At 39.8% G+C, this 17850-nt stretch carries 8 protein-coding genes; all 8 read right to left on the reverse strand.

Going from position 1 to position 17850, the window contains the following annotated elements; all coding sequences use genetic code 11:
* Positions 1 to 341: 341 nt before the first annotated feature.
* Positions 342 to 1352, reverse strand: a complete 1011-nt coding sequence (locus K8P02_RS20415; RefSeq protein ID WP_025868355.1) for an IS110 family RNA-guided transposase — start codon at positions 1350 to 1352, stop codon at positions 342 to 344.
* Between the two features lie 669 nt (positions 1353 to 2021).
* Positions 2022 to 3704, reverse strand: coding sequence for a DUF4623 domain-containing protein (locus tag K8P02_RS20420; RefSeq protein ID WP_025868232.1), 1683 nt, complete (start codon positions 3702 to 3704; stop codon positions 2022 to 2024).
* Positions 3705 to 3712: 8 nt separating this feature from the next.
* Positions 3713 to 5488 (reverse strand): RagB/SusD family nutrient uptake outer membrane protein, encoded by a 1776-nt coding sequence (locus tag K8P02_RS20425; protein ID WP_195660519.1) that lies wholly within the window; start codon positions 5486 to 5488, stop codon positions 3713 to 3715.
* Between the two features lie 29 nt (positions 5489 to 5517).
* On the reverse strand, positions 5518 to 8835 hold the full coding sequence (locus K8P02_RS20430; protein WP_044158588.1) for a SusC/RagA family TonB-linked outer membrane protein: 3318 nt from the start codon (positions 8833 to 8835) through the stop codon (positions 5518 to 5520).
* A 27-nt stretch (positions 8836 to 8862) separates the two neighbouring features.
* Positions 8863 to 10383 (reverse strand): NHL repeat-containing protein, encoded by a 1521-nt coding sequence (locus K8P02_RS20435; protein ID WP_025868230.1) that lies wholly within the window; start codon positions 10381 to 10383, stop codon positions 8863 to 8865.
* A 116-nt stretch (positions 10384 to 10499) separates the two neighbouring features.
* Positions 10500 to 14162, reverse strand: coding sequence for an N-acetylmuramoyl-L-alanine amidase (locus K8P02_RS20440; protein ID WP_025868229.1), 3663 nt, complete (start codon positions 14160 to 14162; stop codon positions 10500 to 10502).
* A gap of 7 nt (positions 14163 to 14169) precedes the next feature.
* On the reverse strand, positions 14170 to 15075 hold the full coding sequence (locus K8P02_RS20445; RefSeq protein WP_025868228.1) for a TolB family protein: 906 nt from the start codon (positions 15073 to 15075) through the stop codon (positions 14170 to 14172).
* 16 nt (positions 15076 to 15091) lie between these two features.
* Entirely contained in the window at positions 15092 to 17101 is a 2010-nt protein-coding gene (locus K8P02_RS20450; RefSeq protein ID WP_262903068.1) for a glycoside hydrolase family 10 protein, read from the reverse strand.
* Positions 17102 to 17850: the final 749 nt, after the last annotated feature.

The following is a 17850-nucleotide window of genomic DNA, read 5'->3' on the forward strand; positions in this document are numbered from 1 at the left end:
GTATACTCTATTAAAACCAAATGTTTCCGCAGAATATTGCTTTAATAAATGTTAACTACGAAAGATATGTCCTTTCTTCACTATGTTTTCTTTTTCATTACAATTAATGACTGACTCTACTTTCGTAACTATACCAATTGTTATATCTTATGGATGTTTCATTTATTTCTCGGTGATAAATGCCCCGTTTCTCGTAGAGAATCGAAGCGTTTGTCGTAGAGAAACGAGTCGATTCTCTACGAGAAAATAATCTCTCATATAATGTATTAATTATCAATGTATTATAAAACCGTCTACTTGTTTTGAATATTTACTACCTAAACGGTCCATTTGTTCCTTTTTCAGCATTTATGTGTATCTGAAATCACAACACATCTCGGGTCTCTTTGTATATAATCCCTGTCATAGGTCTGTTGCTTTTGAATCAGACTGTAAATCAGCCGCAATAACTTATTGGCAATGTTATTCATCGCTACGAAAAAGTGCTTCTTTTCCACTTTATGCTTTTTTAGGAAGTATAATCTTATTTCTTTATTATGCTCCTTTGCCGAACGTGCACATAAGAAAAGCAGTGTTTTCAATTGTTTGTCACCCATTGGCGATATTTTATGTCCACATTTCATCTTTCCCGATTCTTTTGGATAAGGAGCGATACCTGCGTAAGCAGCACATTTTTTAGCCGTGTCTAATTTTCTAAAATTCTCTGTCTTTATTATCAGCTCACAACTGGTCACAGGTCCTACACCGACAATGGAGGTAAGAATCTGATAATTCCTGCTGAATTCGGAAGAGTTTTGTATGAGGGCTTCTATCTCATGGTCAAGCCCGGATATTTGGGTATTTAACTCCGCAAGAACAGCTCTCCGTGCATGGTCGGCCGCCAGGGAAACAGAAGATTTACAATTATCACCTATGTTTAAAGTGTCCAGGCGCTTACGAGATTCCACCAGCAGAGAGCGTGTACGATACAATTCCTGAAGTTCAGACATCTCTTCCCCAGGATAGAAACAAGGTCTGAGAAGGTCATAAAAACGTTCGGCATATTCACGGATACGACAGGCATCCAGAGGATCGGATTTACCACGCTGAAGCCCCAGACTATGCTTTATCTGATAACCCGGAACAAAACACAGGCATGTCCGGTTTAAAGTACACAGACGAAGCAGTAGGTCCCCATAAACGCCTGTATGTTCCGCACAAAGAACGGCAGAGGAAGGCAAGGAGAGAAGAAACTTGCTGATCCCATGAACCGTGTTCTTTACACCGGATAAATGACGGACACTGCCCGATTCACTCAAAAAACTAACGTCAAAGCTTGACATTCCCAAATCAATTCCATAAATTTGTACCATAACATTTTTATTTAGTGAAGGTCTCCGATATTGAACGGCTACTACCATGATAATGGGATCCAACTCCCGAAATACTCTCTGGCTTAGGTTCAATAAATATGTCGTGCTTAATACGAGGAATAATCTAAAAGATTAATAGAGGAAGTAAGCTAACGCGACATATGGAGGCTTTCTTGTTTACGAGACAATATTAAGAAATTTATTCTTATTAACGTTCATAAAGAACTATGTTTTCCATGGCAAAGATAATGGTAGAGGAAAAAATGCAATATTTAACTATTTGATAATCAATGGATTGTTCTTTGTTGTTTTTGTTGTTATATTTCTTTGTCTTTCATTTCCTCTTTTAGCCTTTTATGTGTTTTTCTGTTTTGAAAAATAATTATAAATATTTGCCTCGAATTTTATATGCCATTTATCTGAATAAATAAAAAGTGGTTTAAAGATATATTTATTAGGGTAAAATCGGAATGAATATAATAGATGAAGATTGATTGTGAATATAATTATTATTTTAATATGATAAAAGGTACATTATTAAAACACAGATTAACGTTAATTTACGCAAAGATTAAATTGAATTTGCGCTAATTTACGTAAATCTGTGTTTCTGTAGTTATAAATTGATAACTTTATCCAGCTTTTGACGTATCTTTGTTGTAAAGAGTACTATTCTTCGTTTTTTGGAAACTCAATTAAAGCAAAACCAGCTTTAGGACCGGCTGTTAAGATAACAAGCTTGCTTTCTACGGTAGCCCATGCGGTGATACCTGCACAAGCTGCTTGAGTGGCTTCGCCTAACTTATAGGTGTAGATCGGGTCAGGATGTTTCTCATTATAAGCGTTGAAAGCGGGTACCGTACTGAATCCTTCTGAGATATCGTAAATATATAACATTGGGAAAGACCAGGAACTTTGTTGACGACCGGAGGTGAACATTAAGTAACGTCCGTTGTTGTAATTCACAATGTGAGCATCGGTTCCATGTCCTGCATCTCCTATCTTATCAATAGAAGCCAGTAGTCCGCCATCTTTATCGCGTAGCTGAATAGGGGTTATTGTAGTACTTGTGAATAAGTAAGCTTCTTCATTATCTACTTTATTGTAACAAGCATAATAGGTTGCACTGGCAATGTCTGAAATGAATTTTGCTTCACTTACAGTTTGGAAATTTGTTATTGTAAACCGTAAAACTCCTGCTCCTGTATGATTTATAAAATAGACATAACCATTACCGTTTTCATCTAAATCCAGTGACATGTTATCACCAAAACGTCCTGTAGCTTTAATGGATTCGTCAACTACACCGTTAAAGTCCAAAATAAGTTCGGGGATTGAAGAGGCATCGGCATAATGATAAAGTTTCAGTTTTCCGGCATCGGTATCTGCCAGACCGGTTGTGAGATTACAGATATAAATATGTCCCTGAGCCAAGCGTCCTGATGAAATGACATAAGTTCCGCCAGCCATACCGTCTGTACTTAGTGCAATAGGTGCAACTACTCCATCCGACAGGATATCACTTGCTTTGAGTAATTTAGGGTTAACTCCTCCGGACCGGGAAACAATAAACACATATTCTCCATCGAAATCGGCACTTCGGGTATCTTCTGCCACAAAATCCGGCCAGACAGTAGAATTAGTGGTAAAGTCGTGAATGACAGGTGCAGAGAAGTTAATACCCGGCAATAATTTACTGAAACTAATTTCGTAAGTATCGGTCATTCCCAGGAAGTTTAATTCTATAGTACCTGGGTTATCTCTTCTGATGACATTACCGTCTGCCGTAGTCAGTGTATAAGACGTACGTGTAGGTACGAGCAGAATATTTTTCAGGGTAACCTGTTCTTCGTTCGGTGTATTGAGGTAAATCATCTTGTCTGCCGGGTCAATCAGTCCGCTGATTACACTTCCTGTTGATGTTTCCACTTCAATTTTGCTTACCAATGGTGCGGACGCGGGGTCGGATAGGTTGATTACCACATTGTAATTGGCCACGTTTTCACCACTGGTGAGGGTAATATTACCTTTTAATATTTTTTCATTGGGAGCTTCCGGCTTGTAAAAATTGTAAGAATCTGCATCAAAATGAGCTCCCAACGAAATTTTCCCACCGAACTTAATGCGTTGAACATCGGTTTCGGCTGCTACATTATTAAATGTAAGAGTACGGGTTGCGTCGTCGTAAGCAGCGTTATAACGGATACCTCCGGATAACCCGCCATTGGCGATATACAGGTTGTAAATTAATGTCTCTCCGGAAGGATTTTCTACAATCGAGTCGTCATCCTTGCATGCTGTTATGGCCAATGCCGGCAATAGCAGTAATAATATATATTTTATTCCTTTCATATGTATATTTAATTTTCAGATTGCCATTCTTTTGTTTGAGAAAGCGTGTAACCATAGCTTTTATACAAACTGATTTGATTATTAGGAACCGGTTTTATATAATTTTTCGGTTGCGGTAAGTCGCGCGCTGTTCCCGTATTTCGCAATATATATCCTTCGGACAACGTTGCATCTTGCCCGGCATCAGGGCTGATAATCCCCGTAAGAACGATACCGTCTTTTACGGCGGAGGGAAAATCGTCCAATACAATGTAGGCGCCATAACGGTAGTCGGGGTTGTGTTGATTGCACAAGTAATCAAGTTTTTTCCAACGTTTTAAGTCCGCTGAGCGTAGCCCATTTTCATAGCAAAGTTCTACGCGGCGTTCGCGGCGAATTTCCCACAACATAGGCGATACATCGTTGGTCGGTTCCCATTTTGTACGTACCGGGTCATCGTAAATCACGCCGTTAATAGCAGGCTCACCACCGATTTCTTCCAGGTTGGGCATATTTACACGGGCGCGTAACTTGTTGATGGTCGAATTCAATACCTCTTGATTGAAGATGTCTTTTCCGGTAATTGCTTCCAACTCGTAACAAATCTCAGCATAGTTTAGGAGTACTTCACCTAAACGAAGGCAGGGGGCGTCGGTAATGTTTTGTCCACGGTTTTTGAGATTGGGATTACTGCTTTCCCATTCGTCATCTGTGAATTTTCTCAAAGAATAGCCCGAACGCGAATAGCTGTAAGGAGCATTATTTCCACCGACAGGATAATATTTGGGGCGAAAATTGTACGACAAGCGTGGGTCGCGATTAGTAAAGAAATCGGTAGCGGTGGGAGCGAACCAGTATTCATTGTTGTAAAAGACAGGGAATCCGTCACTACGTAAGAAACTTTCGAGCAGTGATTTGCTTGCACCATTCTGCTCTATGTCATAACATTGGTTTACCATGTAGTGCTTCACGGTTTTATCGGAATACTCACGGTACATGATTATTTCCGGATTATCGGATAAGTCATCGGAGGTGAATAGCGATTTATAGTTAGGAGCCAATTGATAGGGGCCTGCCATAACTATTTCAGAAGCAGTTTTGGCAAGCTCAAGGCATTTTTCAGCCATTTCAATATCCTGAAGGTAGTACTTCTGGAATGTACCTTCGCGTAACATAACCCTGGAAACAAGCGCCGCCACCACATATCGGTTGATTTGTAACTTACCGTCGTTCACCCGTACTGTATTATTCAATGCAAATTTGAAATCTTCTATGTTTTTTTCTACTACAAAGTTGCGTGGATCGCGGTCTTTATATAGGTAATCCATATCTTCTTTCTCGTCGCTTTGCTGTAACACTCTGTCGAACCATGGCACATCACCGTACTGAAAAGTTAAGCTACTGTAGAAATAACCTCTTAAAAAATGACCGATACCTAACCAATGATTAATAGTTGCTTCCGGTTCATTCAGACGGGGAGCACTGGCTATTACGTAATTGGCTTTCCGGACATTGGTAAATCCCCAACCACCATCTGTTTCGGGTATGATATTCGGTGCATATGGATTCTGTATAGGAGCCGATATGGCATCGTCGCCTACATCTTCCAACCAACTGGGGTTTTGAGCTGTCCCAAATCCTCCAAACAACGTTGGATAAACACTGTATAAAAAGAGCCGTGCCTGGGTTTCGGTTTGCCAAAATTCCTCATCGGTAAATTTGTCAACAGGCGGACGATCGAGGAAATCATTACAAGAAACGAATAATGCACATCCTAATAGCAATAATAATTTATATGTTTTCATATACTGTAATATTTTTAATTGGTGATATATTAGAACGATACTTGAAGTCCGAATGACCATGTCCTTACGTATGGGTAGATACGACCGAATCCTTGTGTGCCACCGTCTCCGGAAGAGGTATTGGTTTCGGGATCAAGAGGAATATCGCCCAGTTTGTCGATAGTGAATAGGTTTTCACCGCTGACATATACGCGTACTTTGTTTAGAAAAGCTTTTCGGATTAGATTTGTCGGTAACGAATATCCGAGGGTTAAACTCTTCAGACGACAATATGACATGTTAAGCAGATATTTGGTCTGAGGCATGTAGTTACCTCCGCTTTCCGCATAACGGGACGGTTGATTCATTTTAGACAAACGTGCATAAAAAGCATCCGGGTTTTCGGGTGTCCAGTAATCTGTTTGATGTGCGTAATACACTCCGTCTCCGAATTGGTAGCCCGGAATGATTAAATTACCGCTTGCCCAAATTTGACGGCTTCCTACTCCCTGGAAAAATATATCCAAATCGAAACCTTTGTAATCTAACCCGATACGTCCGCTGTATTCGTAGCGTGGAGTAGAGTTACCAATTACTTTCAGGTCACCATGATTATCAGCCGTAAAATCACCGCGATCAATCACTCCATTGCCATCCAGATCCTTATATTTGATATCACCTGGTAAATAACTTGCAATACCGCTTGTTCCGCTATATTCTAAAAAACGGCTTTGATCAGGAATATCGGCTTTTAAGGTTCCGTCCGGATTGAAATCGTCTGCGGTAAAGAAACGGTCGGTTTCAAATCCCCAGATTTCGCCAAGTACCCGACCTTCATAGTTGCTGCCATTAAGTGATTTAGTTCTGTTCGGATGTTTGGTTATTACAGTGCGGGCATCTGAAATATTGGCATTAACGCGTAGCTTTAATTGATTTGCGAATGTGTGGTTGAAGTCCAACGCTAATTCCCAACCTTTGGTAGTCAGTTCGCCAATATTTTTATAAGGAGCCGAAGCACCGAAAGCGGAAGGCATCTCGTTTCCTTGTACTACCATTCCATCGTTTACGCGTTTGTAAACATCGAACGAAGCACCGAGTTGACCGTTTAAGAAGCGCAAATCAATACCTAAATCGCTTGTTACGATATTTTCCCATGTAAAACCCTTTGCCAAAGTTTGCGGAAGTCCGAAAGTGGTCATATTGACGTTATTGATACTCCAACCAGACGAAACCGATGACAATATTGCCCTGAAGCGGTCGGCACCGATATTAGGATTGCCTATACTACCGACAGAGGCACGTAGTTTTGCAAAACTTAATACAGGCTGCAAAGAATGCATGAATGATTCTTCGCTGAGAATCCATCCAATCGAGCCGGAAGGGAAAAATCCCCATAACTGGTCGAGAGGGAAATTAGATGAGCCGTCATAACGTCCATTCAGTTCTAAGAGATAACGGTCTTTCAACGAGTAATTAATACGTGCAAAGAAACCTACGGAAGCCCAGTCACTTTGTGAACCATAAACAAATCGTGTACCTTCATTATTAGAAGTTGTTGAAATGGTGTGCTTGCTCGGATCTAACAATTCACGAGCTTCACCATTTAAATAGTTATAATCCTCATATTCGAGATTAAAACCGGCAAAAGCGCTTAGGTTGTGTTTACCGGCGAATTCTTTACTATATCGTAAAACTGCATTAGCAGTATGATGATTAGTTAAATAGTTGTACTGATCGTATTTGTCGTAAGATGATGCAGTATAGGTTGTCAGATTGTTAATGTCACCTGACCAAAAATCAATGGCCGTTACCTTACCTCCACGCAGTTGCCGGAGACGGCTATTGGTTATGTACGAATAATCAGCTTCCAATGATAAACCTTTTGTAATCTTTAATGTAGCTCCCAATGTAAAGCGCATATTGTTTGTAGCATCACTATTTTTATTGGCTTGTGCTGTTTCGGTAAGAGCACTGCGGAACGGTTGTCCGTTATATGTTCCGTACGGATATATCACCGGCCAACGGTATATGTAATATAAGGGGTCGTAAGTTGAGCTCGAATAAGTGAATGGAGTCTCCAGTACAGTACGCGAGAACATTAGTTGTGAACGTACTTTCAACCATTTAGCAATTTCTGTTTCGGTCTTGAAGGTAACGTTATAGCGGTCGTATTGGTCATTATTCACTTTCAAAACACCTTCGTTACCCATATAACCTAAAGACAGGTGGTAACTGGTTTTACCAGACTTACCGGTCACCGATAAATTATGATTTTGAATAAAACCATTTTGGATGTACATATCGAATGGATCCCATGAACGATAAAAACGAAGTCCTTTGTCGGTAATTTCAAAATCGCGTCCGGCCAGCATCTCGGGGCTAAGATTCATACCGCCAAAATTACGTTCCCATTCCTTCATCCGCTCAATAGCATCGTTATCCCATTTCATTCCGGCATCACCTACAAATTCCGAGTCGTTGGGGTTATTACGTCTCCATGCTTCTAATGCCATGGCAGCCGACTCGTAAGACTTGGCCATCTTAGGTAAACCGATGGGAGAGGTCCATGCAAAGTTGTTGGAGTAAGTAGCTGTAAATTTATCACTATTCTGTCCTGATTTGGTTGTAATCAGTACCACGCCGAAGGCAGCCCGTGAACCATAAATGGAGGATGAAGCGGCATCTTTCAGTATCGAGATATTCTCAATATCGTCAGGATTGACCATGTTCAAATCGGTTACTTCAACGCCATCGACCAAAATAAGCGGTTGTGAAGCACCGCTGTCTTCGTTCAATAGAGTACCCTGATCACCGCGAATACGGATTTTGGGTGTTGTTCCGATACGTCCCGAAGTAGTGGTGACAGTTAGGCCCGGGGTTGAACCCTGTAAACCACGGCCTACATCTGTCAGTGAGCGACTTTCCAACTGTTTGGCTATATCCACTGTACCTACTGCACCGGTCAAATTAGCTCGGCGTTGGGTGGCATAACCTACCACAACTACTTCGTCAATCACTTTGGAATCTTCTCTCATTTTGACATTAATGATACTACGAGAACCTACTGTTTCTTGTACGGATACATAACCTATATAGGAGAATTGTAGAACAGATGTAGTCGATGGTACGGTAATCTTATATCTGCCGTCAATATCAGTAACAGAGCCGATAGGAGCACCTGCCACTTTGACCGATACACCGATTAACGATTCGCCATTACTGTCAGTGACAGTACCTGTTACACTTTTCCCTTTCTCTTGTGCAATTGCGTATACCGATACCATTATCAGACAGGCAAACAAGAATATTCTGTTCCGCATATGCCTGGCGTAATCGATATATTGCATGTTTAATTTCATATTATCCATAGGACTTTTGTTTTGTAAATTTGTTAATTACTTGTTTATAATTTTATCTACTTTTGTGGTACCGTCGGTGTACGTTGTTTTTTTCAATAATAGGCCTTGGGCATCAGCTGGGACGGTAATACCTGCCGGCGTATTGTATGAAACGGATTCCACAACTTTGTCGTTAGTCGCGGTGTGGACGCCCACTGCTGTGTTGATTATCTCCAGTACGGAAGTAGAAGGGGCGGGGGTCGTAAATGAGTTTTCTGTCTTGGGAAGCGCCCATACACCTAATGCATTATTATCACCGGTTGCATATACATTACCGGCAACGTCAAATACAACTGTATAGCAGGTACTTGTAAAAGGAGTATTAATAACGTATTTAGATGATAAGGCAGGGGTGTTATTATCGTCCCAAGTGACATCAAAAATATGTATTTGCCCCTGTGTGTTTCTTTCATCGATAGTGCCTGCGGTAGCTACTAAACTTTGATCTGTATTTAAGCCTACTACACCTCGGGTGTTGCTTCCTAATGCTCCCATAGAGCTATAATCTGCCACGCCTGAAGAATTCATATGGATTAATCCGGGATTAACTCCGCTTACAGGGTCGGTAGCCCTGTGCTGTGCAACCCACCAGCCTCCTTTGTCATCTGGAAAAATCATACCATTTCCATTGGCTATGCTGCCGGGATATGTAAGGGGAGTCGGGGCATCGACCCAAGGAGAATCCAGATTTCCGATTTCGTATAAATTGATTTTTTGCGGAAGATCTTCGTCATAGGTATAAAGTTTGGTATCTGCTCCTGTTCCTGTTATATAGCAATGTGAAACCGAACCGTGAATAAATACTTCACCTTCCTTTGCATTTCCACCGGTAATTGTTCCTCCAAATACGGAAACCGCGTCTGTAGTGGGAGTTGCAGGATTCCAGATGTGTACACCACTGGTTTCGTTATCGCTCCAATCGGTAATGTAAATTCTGTCATCGGGTGCTACAGTTAACCGTAACGGACTTGCAGGACTATCTGAAAAGTTTCTGGACCAAGCATTTTCTCCTTGCCCTGTGATATCAGCGAAAGCTGCATCAAAAACATATATACCTCCGTCGGTTGTTTTATTTTTAGAATCAGTAACATAGATGTGACCGAAATAGGGACTATCGAAATTATTGTTGATAGCCAACCCTCGAGGTGTTGTAAGAGTTTCGGTAGTATTGCCGATGAGAATCGGTTCGCTACTTGTTTCAGTTCCGGTTGCTTTTAATTTCCATGTGTAATTTCCTGTGGGGACTGTACTCAAATCGACAGAGATATTTGTATGGTTCCCCTTTGTTAATGCTTCGGATTCAGTAATCTGAATCTCGTGAGGGGGGGCCGTCTCTTTCTGAAGAATAATTGTTAATGACGTAGCCGGAGCATTTAGTGTATAGGAAATTTTCACTTCCTGATTCGTGTTATCAACTGCATTTGCACTCAGTCCGGAGGCATAAATGTTGGGCTCTTGTGCATGTAATGCTGTTATTGCCAGAGACATGGCAGTTACAATAGTAAGAAATCGTCTCATAGTAGTTAAATTTTGGATGAATAATAAATATGTATGATAATCTTATAGTTAATACAAATACAGAAGAGCAGTTCTGCCGTTTTTGGGGTAATCATAAAGATTACCCCAAAAATGTATTACTGTTTTAGAATACGTTTATTGGTAATACCTTCGGAGGTTTTAACCAGTAAGGCGTAGATACCTGAATTCAGAGTTTGTACATTGACCTTGGTTTGTGCAGCATTTATTATGCCGCTTCTTACCGGTATACCTTTGGTGTCATAAAGTACATAGCTTTCTGCATTGATACCTGCTGTTGCATTGATGATAATTTCGTCTTTTACTGGATTCGATATGTAAATACAATCACTTAAATTTGCTTTGTAATGAGGTGTTATGCCTGTACTCTGTTTTACAGAAGCATGTGTAGTATACGTATTATCGGATTTAGGAAGAGAATATACCATCAGGCGTTCATTATAGTTAGAAATCAGATAGAGATTACCCGCTGCATCGAAAGCCATATTCTGCAAATAGTCGGTCGCTTCTCCCCAGTCAATACTGCATTTAGCGGTGAGAGTCGGTTTGTTACTTGCATCGTAAACCACATTGAAAACTTCTACTTTACCGGCTTTTGTACCTATTGCCAGTGCAGAACCATCTGCGTTCACTGCCATGGCTCCCTGGTATGAACTTGGAAGTGATGAACTGCAATTGTAATCTAGTTTGCCATTGGTGGCGTGTATCAAAGCCGGAACACTGGCTCCGCCTGTACCTGCACGGTATTGACACATCCACCATCCGCCGTGGGTGTCCGAAGCAATTTGGCCATATGAATTCTGAAGGAGATTACCATTTTGCATGTCATCATAAATAGTAGCACTGGGGGCTGATACCCAGGGTAATACGGCTGTACCAATATCATAACGATAAATGCCTCCTGCTACCGGAGAAGCCGGACGGTTGTAAGTAAACAACTTCGTTTCAGTACCACTTCCTATGATTTTTATATCTTCTATTGGATCGTGAATAAAAGTTCCGTCTACTGTTACCTGACCGTTGGAAGTATTAAGCGTTCCGCCAAATAATGGAGAAAAATCTGATGCAGGATGGGCCGCATCCATTATGTAAATTCCTGAGTTACCAAATGAACTGTCGGAGATATAAACTTTACCGGAGGCATCTGTTGTAATTCCTCTTGGAGCATATTGGTAACTGGCATTTACGTTGGCTCCCCATGCTATATTGCCGGTATAACTTTTGGCTCCCTGATTGGTGACGTCTGATAAAGCTGCATCCAAAATATAAATACCTTTTTGCGTTGTCCGGGGATTCACTGGTGTTCCTTCCGAGATGAGGCCACCGGCAGATTCTGATACGTATACCCGGCCGAAGAATGGGCTTTCAGGATTGTTGTCTACGGCAACACCACGCCCCGAATAGAACTGGAATATAGGAGAGTCGTCGCTTATTTTAACTGGGTATGCTACAGGACGTGAACTTGCTGTAACACTCCACGTATCATAATTGGTTGTTCCGAACGGATTGGTTATGACTTGTGCTCCTTTGTTTAGTGCCCCTGCATTGTAACTGGTTAGGGTTTCACCTTCCTTGTAGACTGTAATGAATACCGATGAAGCGTCTTCGTTCAATGTAAATTTAAACTCATTTGCTGGACTAATTGAGAGCTCGGAAGCGTAGATATTAGCTACCGGCTGGATTTCGGTTTTGTAAATGGCGGCACCTTGTCCCTGTGCCCAAATTCCGATTTTGATATCATAATTGTTTACTACAATAGATGATGCCAAATAACCGGCACGGGTTGTACCTAAACCTGCTTCGGGATATTTATCTGAAATTCTAACGGCGTTACTCAACCCATTAGTAACATCAAAGAGTGCTATACCTGCTTTTGTTGCATCGGCATTGCAAACTGGTGTAGCCATAAATAGATGTCCGGCATAACGGGCAAACGTGTTTCCGTAGGCAGCTACCGGTACCTCGGTAACAGTTAATTCACCTTTTTTCAACAAGGCAGCACCATCGACGGCCGACCAGTCGAATTTATATTCGGTAGTATGCATCACATCACTGTCGACAATGATATGGTCGTAACCGGAAGGAGATATGGTAAACTTAACATGTTCTCCCCATATAGAAACCGGATAATTAGTATCGGCACCCATATATTTATCAGTAACGCTTTTGGTTTCATTTTTGTAATTTAAACCGACAATGCGATAGTTTGCACCGGACTTAACCGTGTAATAGATATATAAGTTTGAAATGGCACCGGCTACGGTGAAAGTTTCTCCTATTTCGGCATTTGTTGTATTGGCTTGTTTTTGGGTAGTGAATAAAACTGTCGGGGCAGCATCGTCGTTTTCCCATTTGTATACTTTAAACATTGTGGTAGCGGAAGCATCTGTTATTTTGTTGCAAGCCAGTAAAACATCATCGGCACTGAAAGCAATGTCACTAAGAATGGAACTTCCACCTGTGATGCCGGTTAATTCTAATTCTTTGATAATTTCTTGTGTTTCGGCATTTATTACTATAATTTTAGGATCGGTGGTCAAAACATACAGTTTTCCATTGCGTTGAAGTATTCGTCTGATTGATGAACTGTTCAGCCATGCAGGATTTTCGATATTACCGTCCGTAATAAAATCATATTGGCTTAATGCTGTTGCACCATCGCCCTGTTCGGGTGCAGGATAATCAGGAACAATGATATTGATGTTTTTCAAAAAGGCTTTTGAGTATGTAATTTCGGATGCGGTAACTGTAACATCTACTGTCTTACTTTCGTAATTTTCCAATGAAAACGATAATTTATAATTACCGGGTTTCAGGTCATAAAAGGCATAAATACCGTTGTACCAGTTGTCAGTGATATAAGTTTGTAATACTTGTGAACCGTCTGCATTGAGCAGTTTTACGGTTGCTTCATTGAGTGGTAACCATTGGTCATCACTACCGGGCCTGTAGGTAAATTTCGGCTGATTAAGAATATCTACCAATTCATTTTCGCTTTTCACGAAACCTGCAATTGTGCCTGTTGTCGGCATATCGCGTTTAAAATAGTTATGAAAGTGCTGAAAGAAACGTATAGCTTCGAGTCTGCAGAAGTCGTTGTTCATTAAGCGATGGGTTTCTGGTGGGTAATCATGGAATGAACCTTCAGAAAGGAATCCCGGTACAGTTAACGGGCGTAGAACTCCTAAACCGAGATTATCGCCATAAAATGTAAAATCACCACGCAGCATCGGAGTGGGGCTTGTCCAAACGGTCAAAGGATTGTTAATCTGAGAAAGGCCTGATGATTGTACCATTGGTAAACTTTGTGCTATAGTTGGCTGATCATTGTATCCATGATACAATAATAGAAGATAGTTGGTCGTTGTATTCAGGGCATTGCTATGGATTGATAAAAAATGATCCACATTATTGGCATTAGCTTCTTCAGCAATTTCTGATAAGTCACGGTCGCCACCGCCGACAAATTGCTCACCGTCACGGATACCGCTTGTGTTATCTGTACGCGAGATAATGACAGTAGCACCTGCTGCTTCAAGCAACTCTTTCAATGCTAATCCTTTTACCAGATTAGATTTGGATTCCCAATAGCCATCAGGAGAGGTCCATACTTCGGGAACAGGAATGGTCCAGATGCTCCGGTCGTTACTATCGTATCCACCATGTCCTGGGTTGATATAAATTTTGACACCAGTCAAATCAATTGCTTGAGCGGTAAAAATCGTCAAAATAGAAACTATGAGTAATGCTAGTCGTTTCATAATTGAGTTATTTTAATTCAATGTTCATAATGTAAATTTGACCTTTTTCTGAGTTGAATGCAATTTGTTTACTATCGGCTGAGGCTGCCGGATACATAGCTATTTTTGCAAAAGGTGTAGTAAGTGTCTGGCGGATTTTACCATCAATGGTTGTTGCTGTGATTTCTGAAGTAATAACTTGATCACCGTCATCTTTGTCGTTCATTCCGATAATCCATTCATTATTTAACCAACTGGGAGCATTTAGTTTTTTCAATGAAACAACATTTTTTCCATTAATGTCACAAACAAAAGTACCATAAGCAGCTACTGTATAAACGATGTGTTTGCTGTCGGGAGATATACTAGCCCAAAAGTAACTTTTGTTCTCTCCATTTGGGGTGAGAATTTTACGAATGTTTCCTGTATATAAAACCATTTTGCGATCTTCAATATTGATATACGGGTCTACATTTGAGGCCGTATTTCTCATTTTTTTCATAGTTCCACCTTTGATTACTGCTGGTACATTTTCTGCGAATACAGGACTAATTTTTTCATGCGTGGCATCAATTAGCTTTTCTTGCTTTTTATTGTTTAAGGAATAACTTTGCAGTGAAGAAAAACGTAATTTATTTCGTATTTCGGTCTTTTTAAATAAAATAGTGTTTTCGTCGGCACTGATGCGTACACCATAGCCGGCACCTGCATCTGTTACCAGTTTTTCGATTTTATGAGTTGCTATAATGTGACAATTCAGACCCTCATAATTTTCAGTAGTTGTGAGTAGATAAGTACCCTTTGGACTGAAGACCGGATGAAAATATCCTCCTTGTTCTGTCCCATTCAGAAGCTGGATAGACTTGATGTCGATTCGCTGTGCATAAGAAAGTTGCCCAATCAAAATGAGCGATAATAATAATAGTTTCTTCATGACTTTTTAAGAATGATTAGTTGGTTATTTTTAATGTCAATTGTTTTTCTGCAATTTGTAGTTTTGCAATGTACATTTCTTTATTAGGCAATGATAGTGGAATTCTATTTTCACCTTCCAATAAACAAAGTGTTTGAGAAAAGGTATGATAACCCTGTGTGGAATAAAGCTCAAGTATTGCGTTAGAAGCTTTGTCTGCATATATAAATAGATATGGATTTCCGTATTCGTTGTATACGTAAATTTGTGAATTGGTTGTGACGGAGGTCTTTATACCACTTGCTGTTCCAATTGTGAATTGACGAGCTTCCGACCATGTATCTAATGTATTGGCTTTTCGTGTTTTTACACGCCACCAGTATGTTGTATTCTCTTCTATACTGCCAACTAATCCAGAATTGTATTTAGTATCTGTGGTTTCCATTGAAGCTACTAAATCGGTAAATTGGCTGTTACGAGATAGTTGCCAGATATAACAATCGACATCTGAAGCTCCTTGCCATTGGAATAAAGTTGCTTTGGAAATGCTGGCATTATCATCAGGATAAGTTAACACCGCTGTAATTGGTGCAGCCGGTGATTCACCAAATACACGTGGCGCATATTCATTACCATATCGGTCAATAACCGAAACTGCAATTTTGTGTGTAGAGGTAGATATACCTTTCTTCATACGGAATTGTTTGTCGTAGGTAATAGAAACTAAATGTTCTGATTTGGAGAAGGCACCTGTTTCGTTCCGTTTGGCAATTGGTACAGCATATACAGCGTAACGTACATTTTCATCAGAATTGTGTATCCATGAGATGATACTACCCTGTGGGGGGCCTGTAAATGAAATAGGTTCTTGTTCGGGTGCCGCTTTCCAGTGGATTGCAGGGGGGAGTGCCGGGTATTGAAAAACGTCAGTTTTAAATTTTTCACGGAAGGGGGCATCATAAACCCAAGCTAAGGTATTATAAAATACGTTTCCGGGGGCATTATCATAATTTGTACTGCGATTTTTCAAAGTTTGGTTCTTAAATTCATCTGTATTCTTGTAATAACCTGCATTGCTTGAATTATTTTCTGCATAACGATAGAGAGCCATACTCGAATAGAACTGTTTACCAAAACGATTGGTTAGATCCGTCCACCAAGTGCAAAGCTTGTTATAATCCTGTGCACCACCTGTTTTCCAGTATAATTGTGGTGATAGATAATCAACTGTACCCTCTTTTAGCCATGCTACAGGATCACAATAAATCTCTTGATACATATTTCCTCCTGTAATACCCGAAGGTAACGGAATACCTTCTTCTTCTGCTACACTGGTGTTGGTTGTCCAAATACCGAATGGTGAAACTCCAAATGTTACATAAGGTTTTATAGTTTGAATTGTGTGATAAACATCGGCAATCATTTGGTTTACATTGGCACGTCGCCAGTCATGTACGGTTTTACCAGGGTGGGCATTCGACCATGTTCCGAAATATTGCGATTGCGATTTTGCATCTTGGTTGGTGGTACCTCCGTATGGGTAGAAATAATCGTCGAAGATGATGCCGTCTATATCATAATTTGTAGTTATTTCTTTTACTATATTTGTAATTAGTAATCGTACTTCGGGGATAGCAGGATCTAAAATCACGTTGTCGGAATACCAAAGTAACCATTCAGGGTGTGTGTTCTCATAGTTGTATGGCCAGTTATTGCTTCCTGTCCATCCATCGCCAGTTTTATTATAACGATATGGATTGAGCCATGCATGACATTCGATCCCTCGTTTGTGGCATTCTTCTATGACGAACGCCAATGGATCATATCCCGGATTGGTACCTCGTGGTATCTTTAGGTCACTTGACCAAGGTTCATAAGACGATTTGTACATCGCATCACAACGTGAACGTACCTGAAAAAATACAGTGTTGAGATTCAATGTTTGAATTGAATCAAGCATTTTGAGCATCTCTGCTTTTTGTGAAGTAGCTCCTGCGCTTTTAGGCCAGTCAATACCACCTACTGTAGCAATCCAGGTCGCTCGCATTTCTCGTTTAGGACACTGGGCTTCCATGTTTATACAAAAGTATAAAAATACGAGGAATAGATAATAATTTTTAACGTGCATAGTATTATTTGATAATATTAATAATGTTATTTGTTATATATTTAAGGAACGTTTGATTTTGTTTTTTAAGTAATCAAATTCTTTTTAAACTGTTTTTGTTTTAAAATATATTTAAAACATCTCTAATTATAAATTATGAATAGCAGTGATACATTAATATTTTTACATCACTCGTAATTTATTAGAAAACGTCAAAGAGCATTTGAATCTATTGAGCTCTAATGTTTAACAGCTTAATGTTACTAAGTTCTATCAGAACTTAGTTTTTTTTCTTATTAATAAGTATGGTTAACTTTTTATTAATTGTTTTGAGATGCAATATTATCATTAAACAAAGGTCGAAAGAATTCTTTGAGAATTACTTCATAGCAAAGATAAGAATAGTTTTAATATCAAGAACATTAATTTGCATTTATTTTGATTTATATTTATTAATTCACAATAATATAAAGTGATGTATTGCATTCTAATGAAATATAAGTAACGTGAGCTTAACGAATATGATTACAATAACACTTCTTTGTTTTCCCGTTTACAGGAATAGTATTTTAACACACACTTAAATAGGTAATTAACAAAGTATTAAATACGTACTTTTGATATTATAAAGTACGTACTTTTTTAAAGTCTGATTATCATTGTTTTATATCCTTCAAATAGCTATGTCA

It is taken from the genome of Bacteroides nordii (assembly GCF_019930665.1).
GTDB classification, from domain to species: domain Bacteria; phylum Bacteroidota; class Bacteroidia; order Bacteroidales; family Bacteroidaceae; genus Bacteroides; species Bacteroides nordii.

Coding starts and splice junctions, on each gene's coding strand:
- K8P02_RS20415 (WP_025868355.1), bottom strand. CDS start 1,352: ATGGTACAAATTTATGGAATTGATTTGGGAATGTCAAGCTTTGACGTT.
- K8P02_RS20420 (WP_025868232.1), bottom strand. CDS start 3,704: ATGAAAGGAATAAAATATATATTATTACTGCTATTGCCGGCATTGGCC.
- K8P02_RS20425 (WP_195660519.1), bottom strand. CDS start 5,488: ATGAAAACATATAAATTATTATTGCTATTAGGATGTGCATTATTCGTT.
- K8P02_RS20430 (WP_044158588.1), bottom strand. CDS start 8,835: ATGGATAATATGAAATTAAACATGCAATATATCGATTACGCCAGGCAT.
- K8P02_RS20435 (WP_025868230.1), bottom strand. CDS start 10,383: ATGAGACGATTTCTTACTATTGTAACTGCCATGTCTCTGGCAATAACA.
- K8P02_RS20440 (WP_025868229.1), bottom strand. CDS start 14,162: ATGAAACGACTAGCATTACTCATAGTTTCTATTTTGACGATTTTTACC.
- K8P02_RS20445 (WP_025868228.1), bottom strand. CDS start 15,075: ATGAAGAAACTATTATTATTATCGCTCATTTTGATTGGGCAACTTTCT.
- K8P02_RS20450 (WP_262903068.1), bottom strand. CDS start 17,101: ATGCGAGCGACCTGGATTGCTACAGTAGGTGGTATTGACTGGCCTAAA.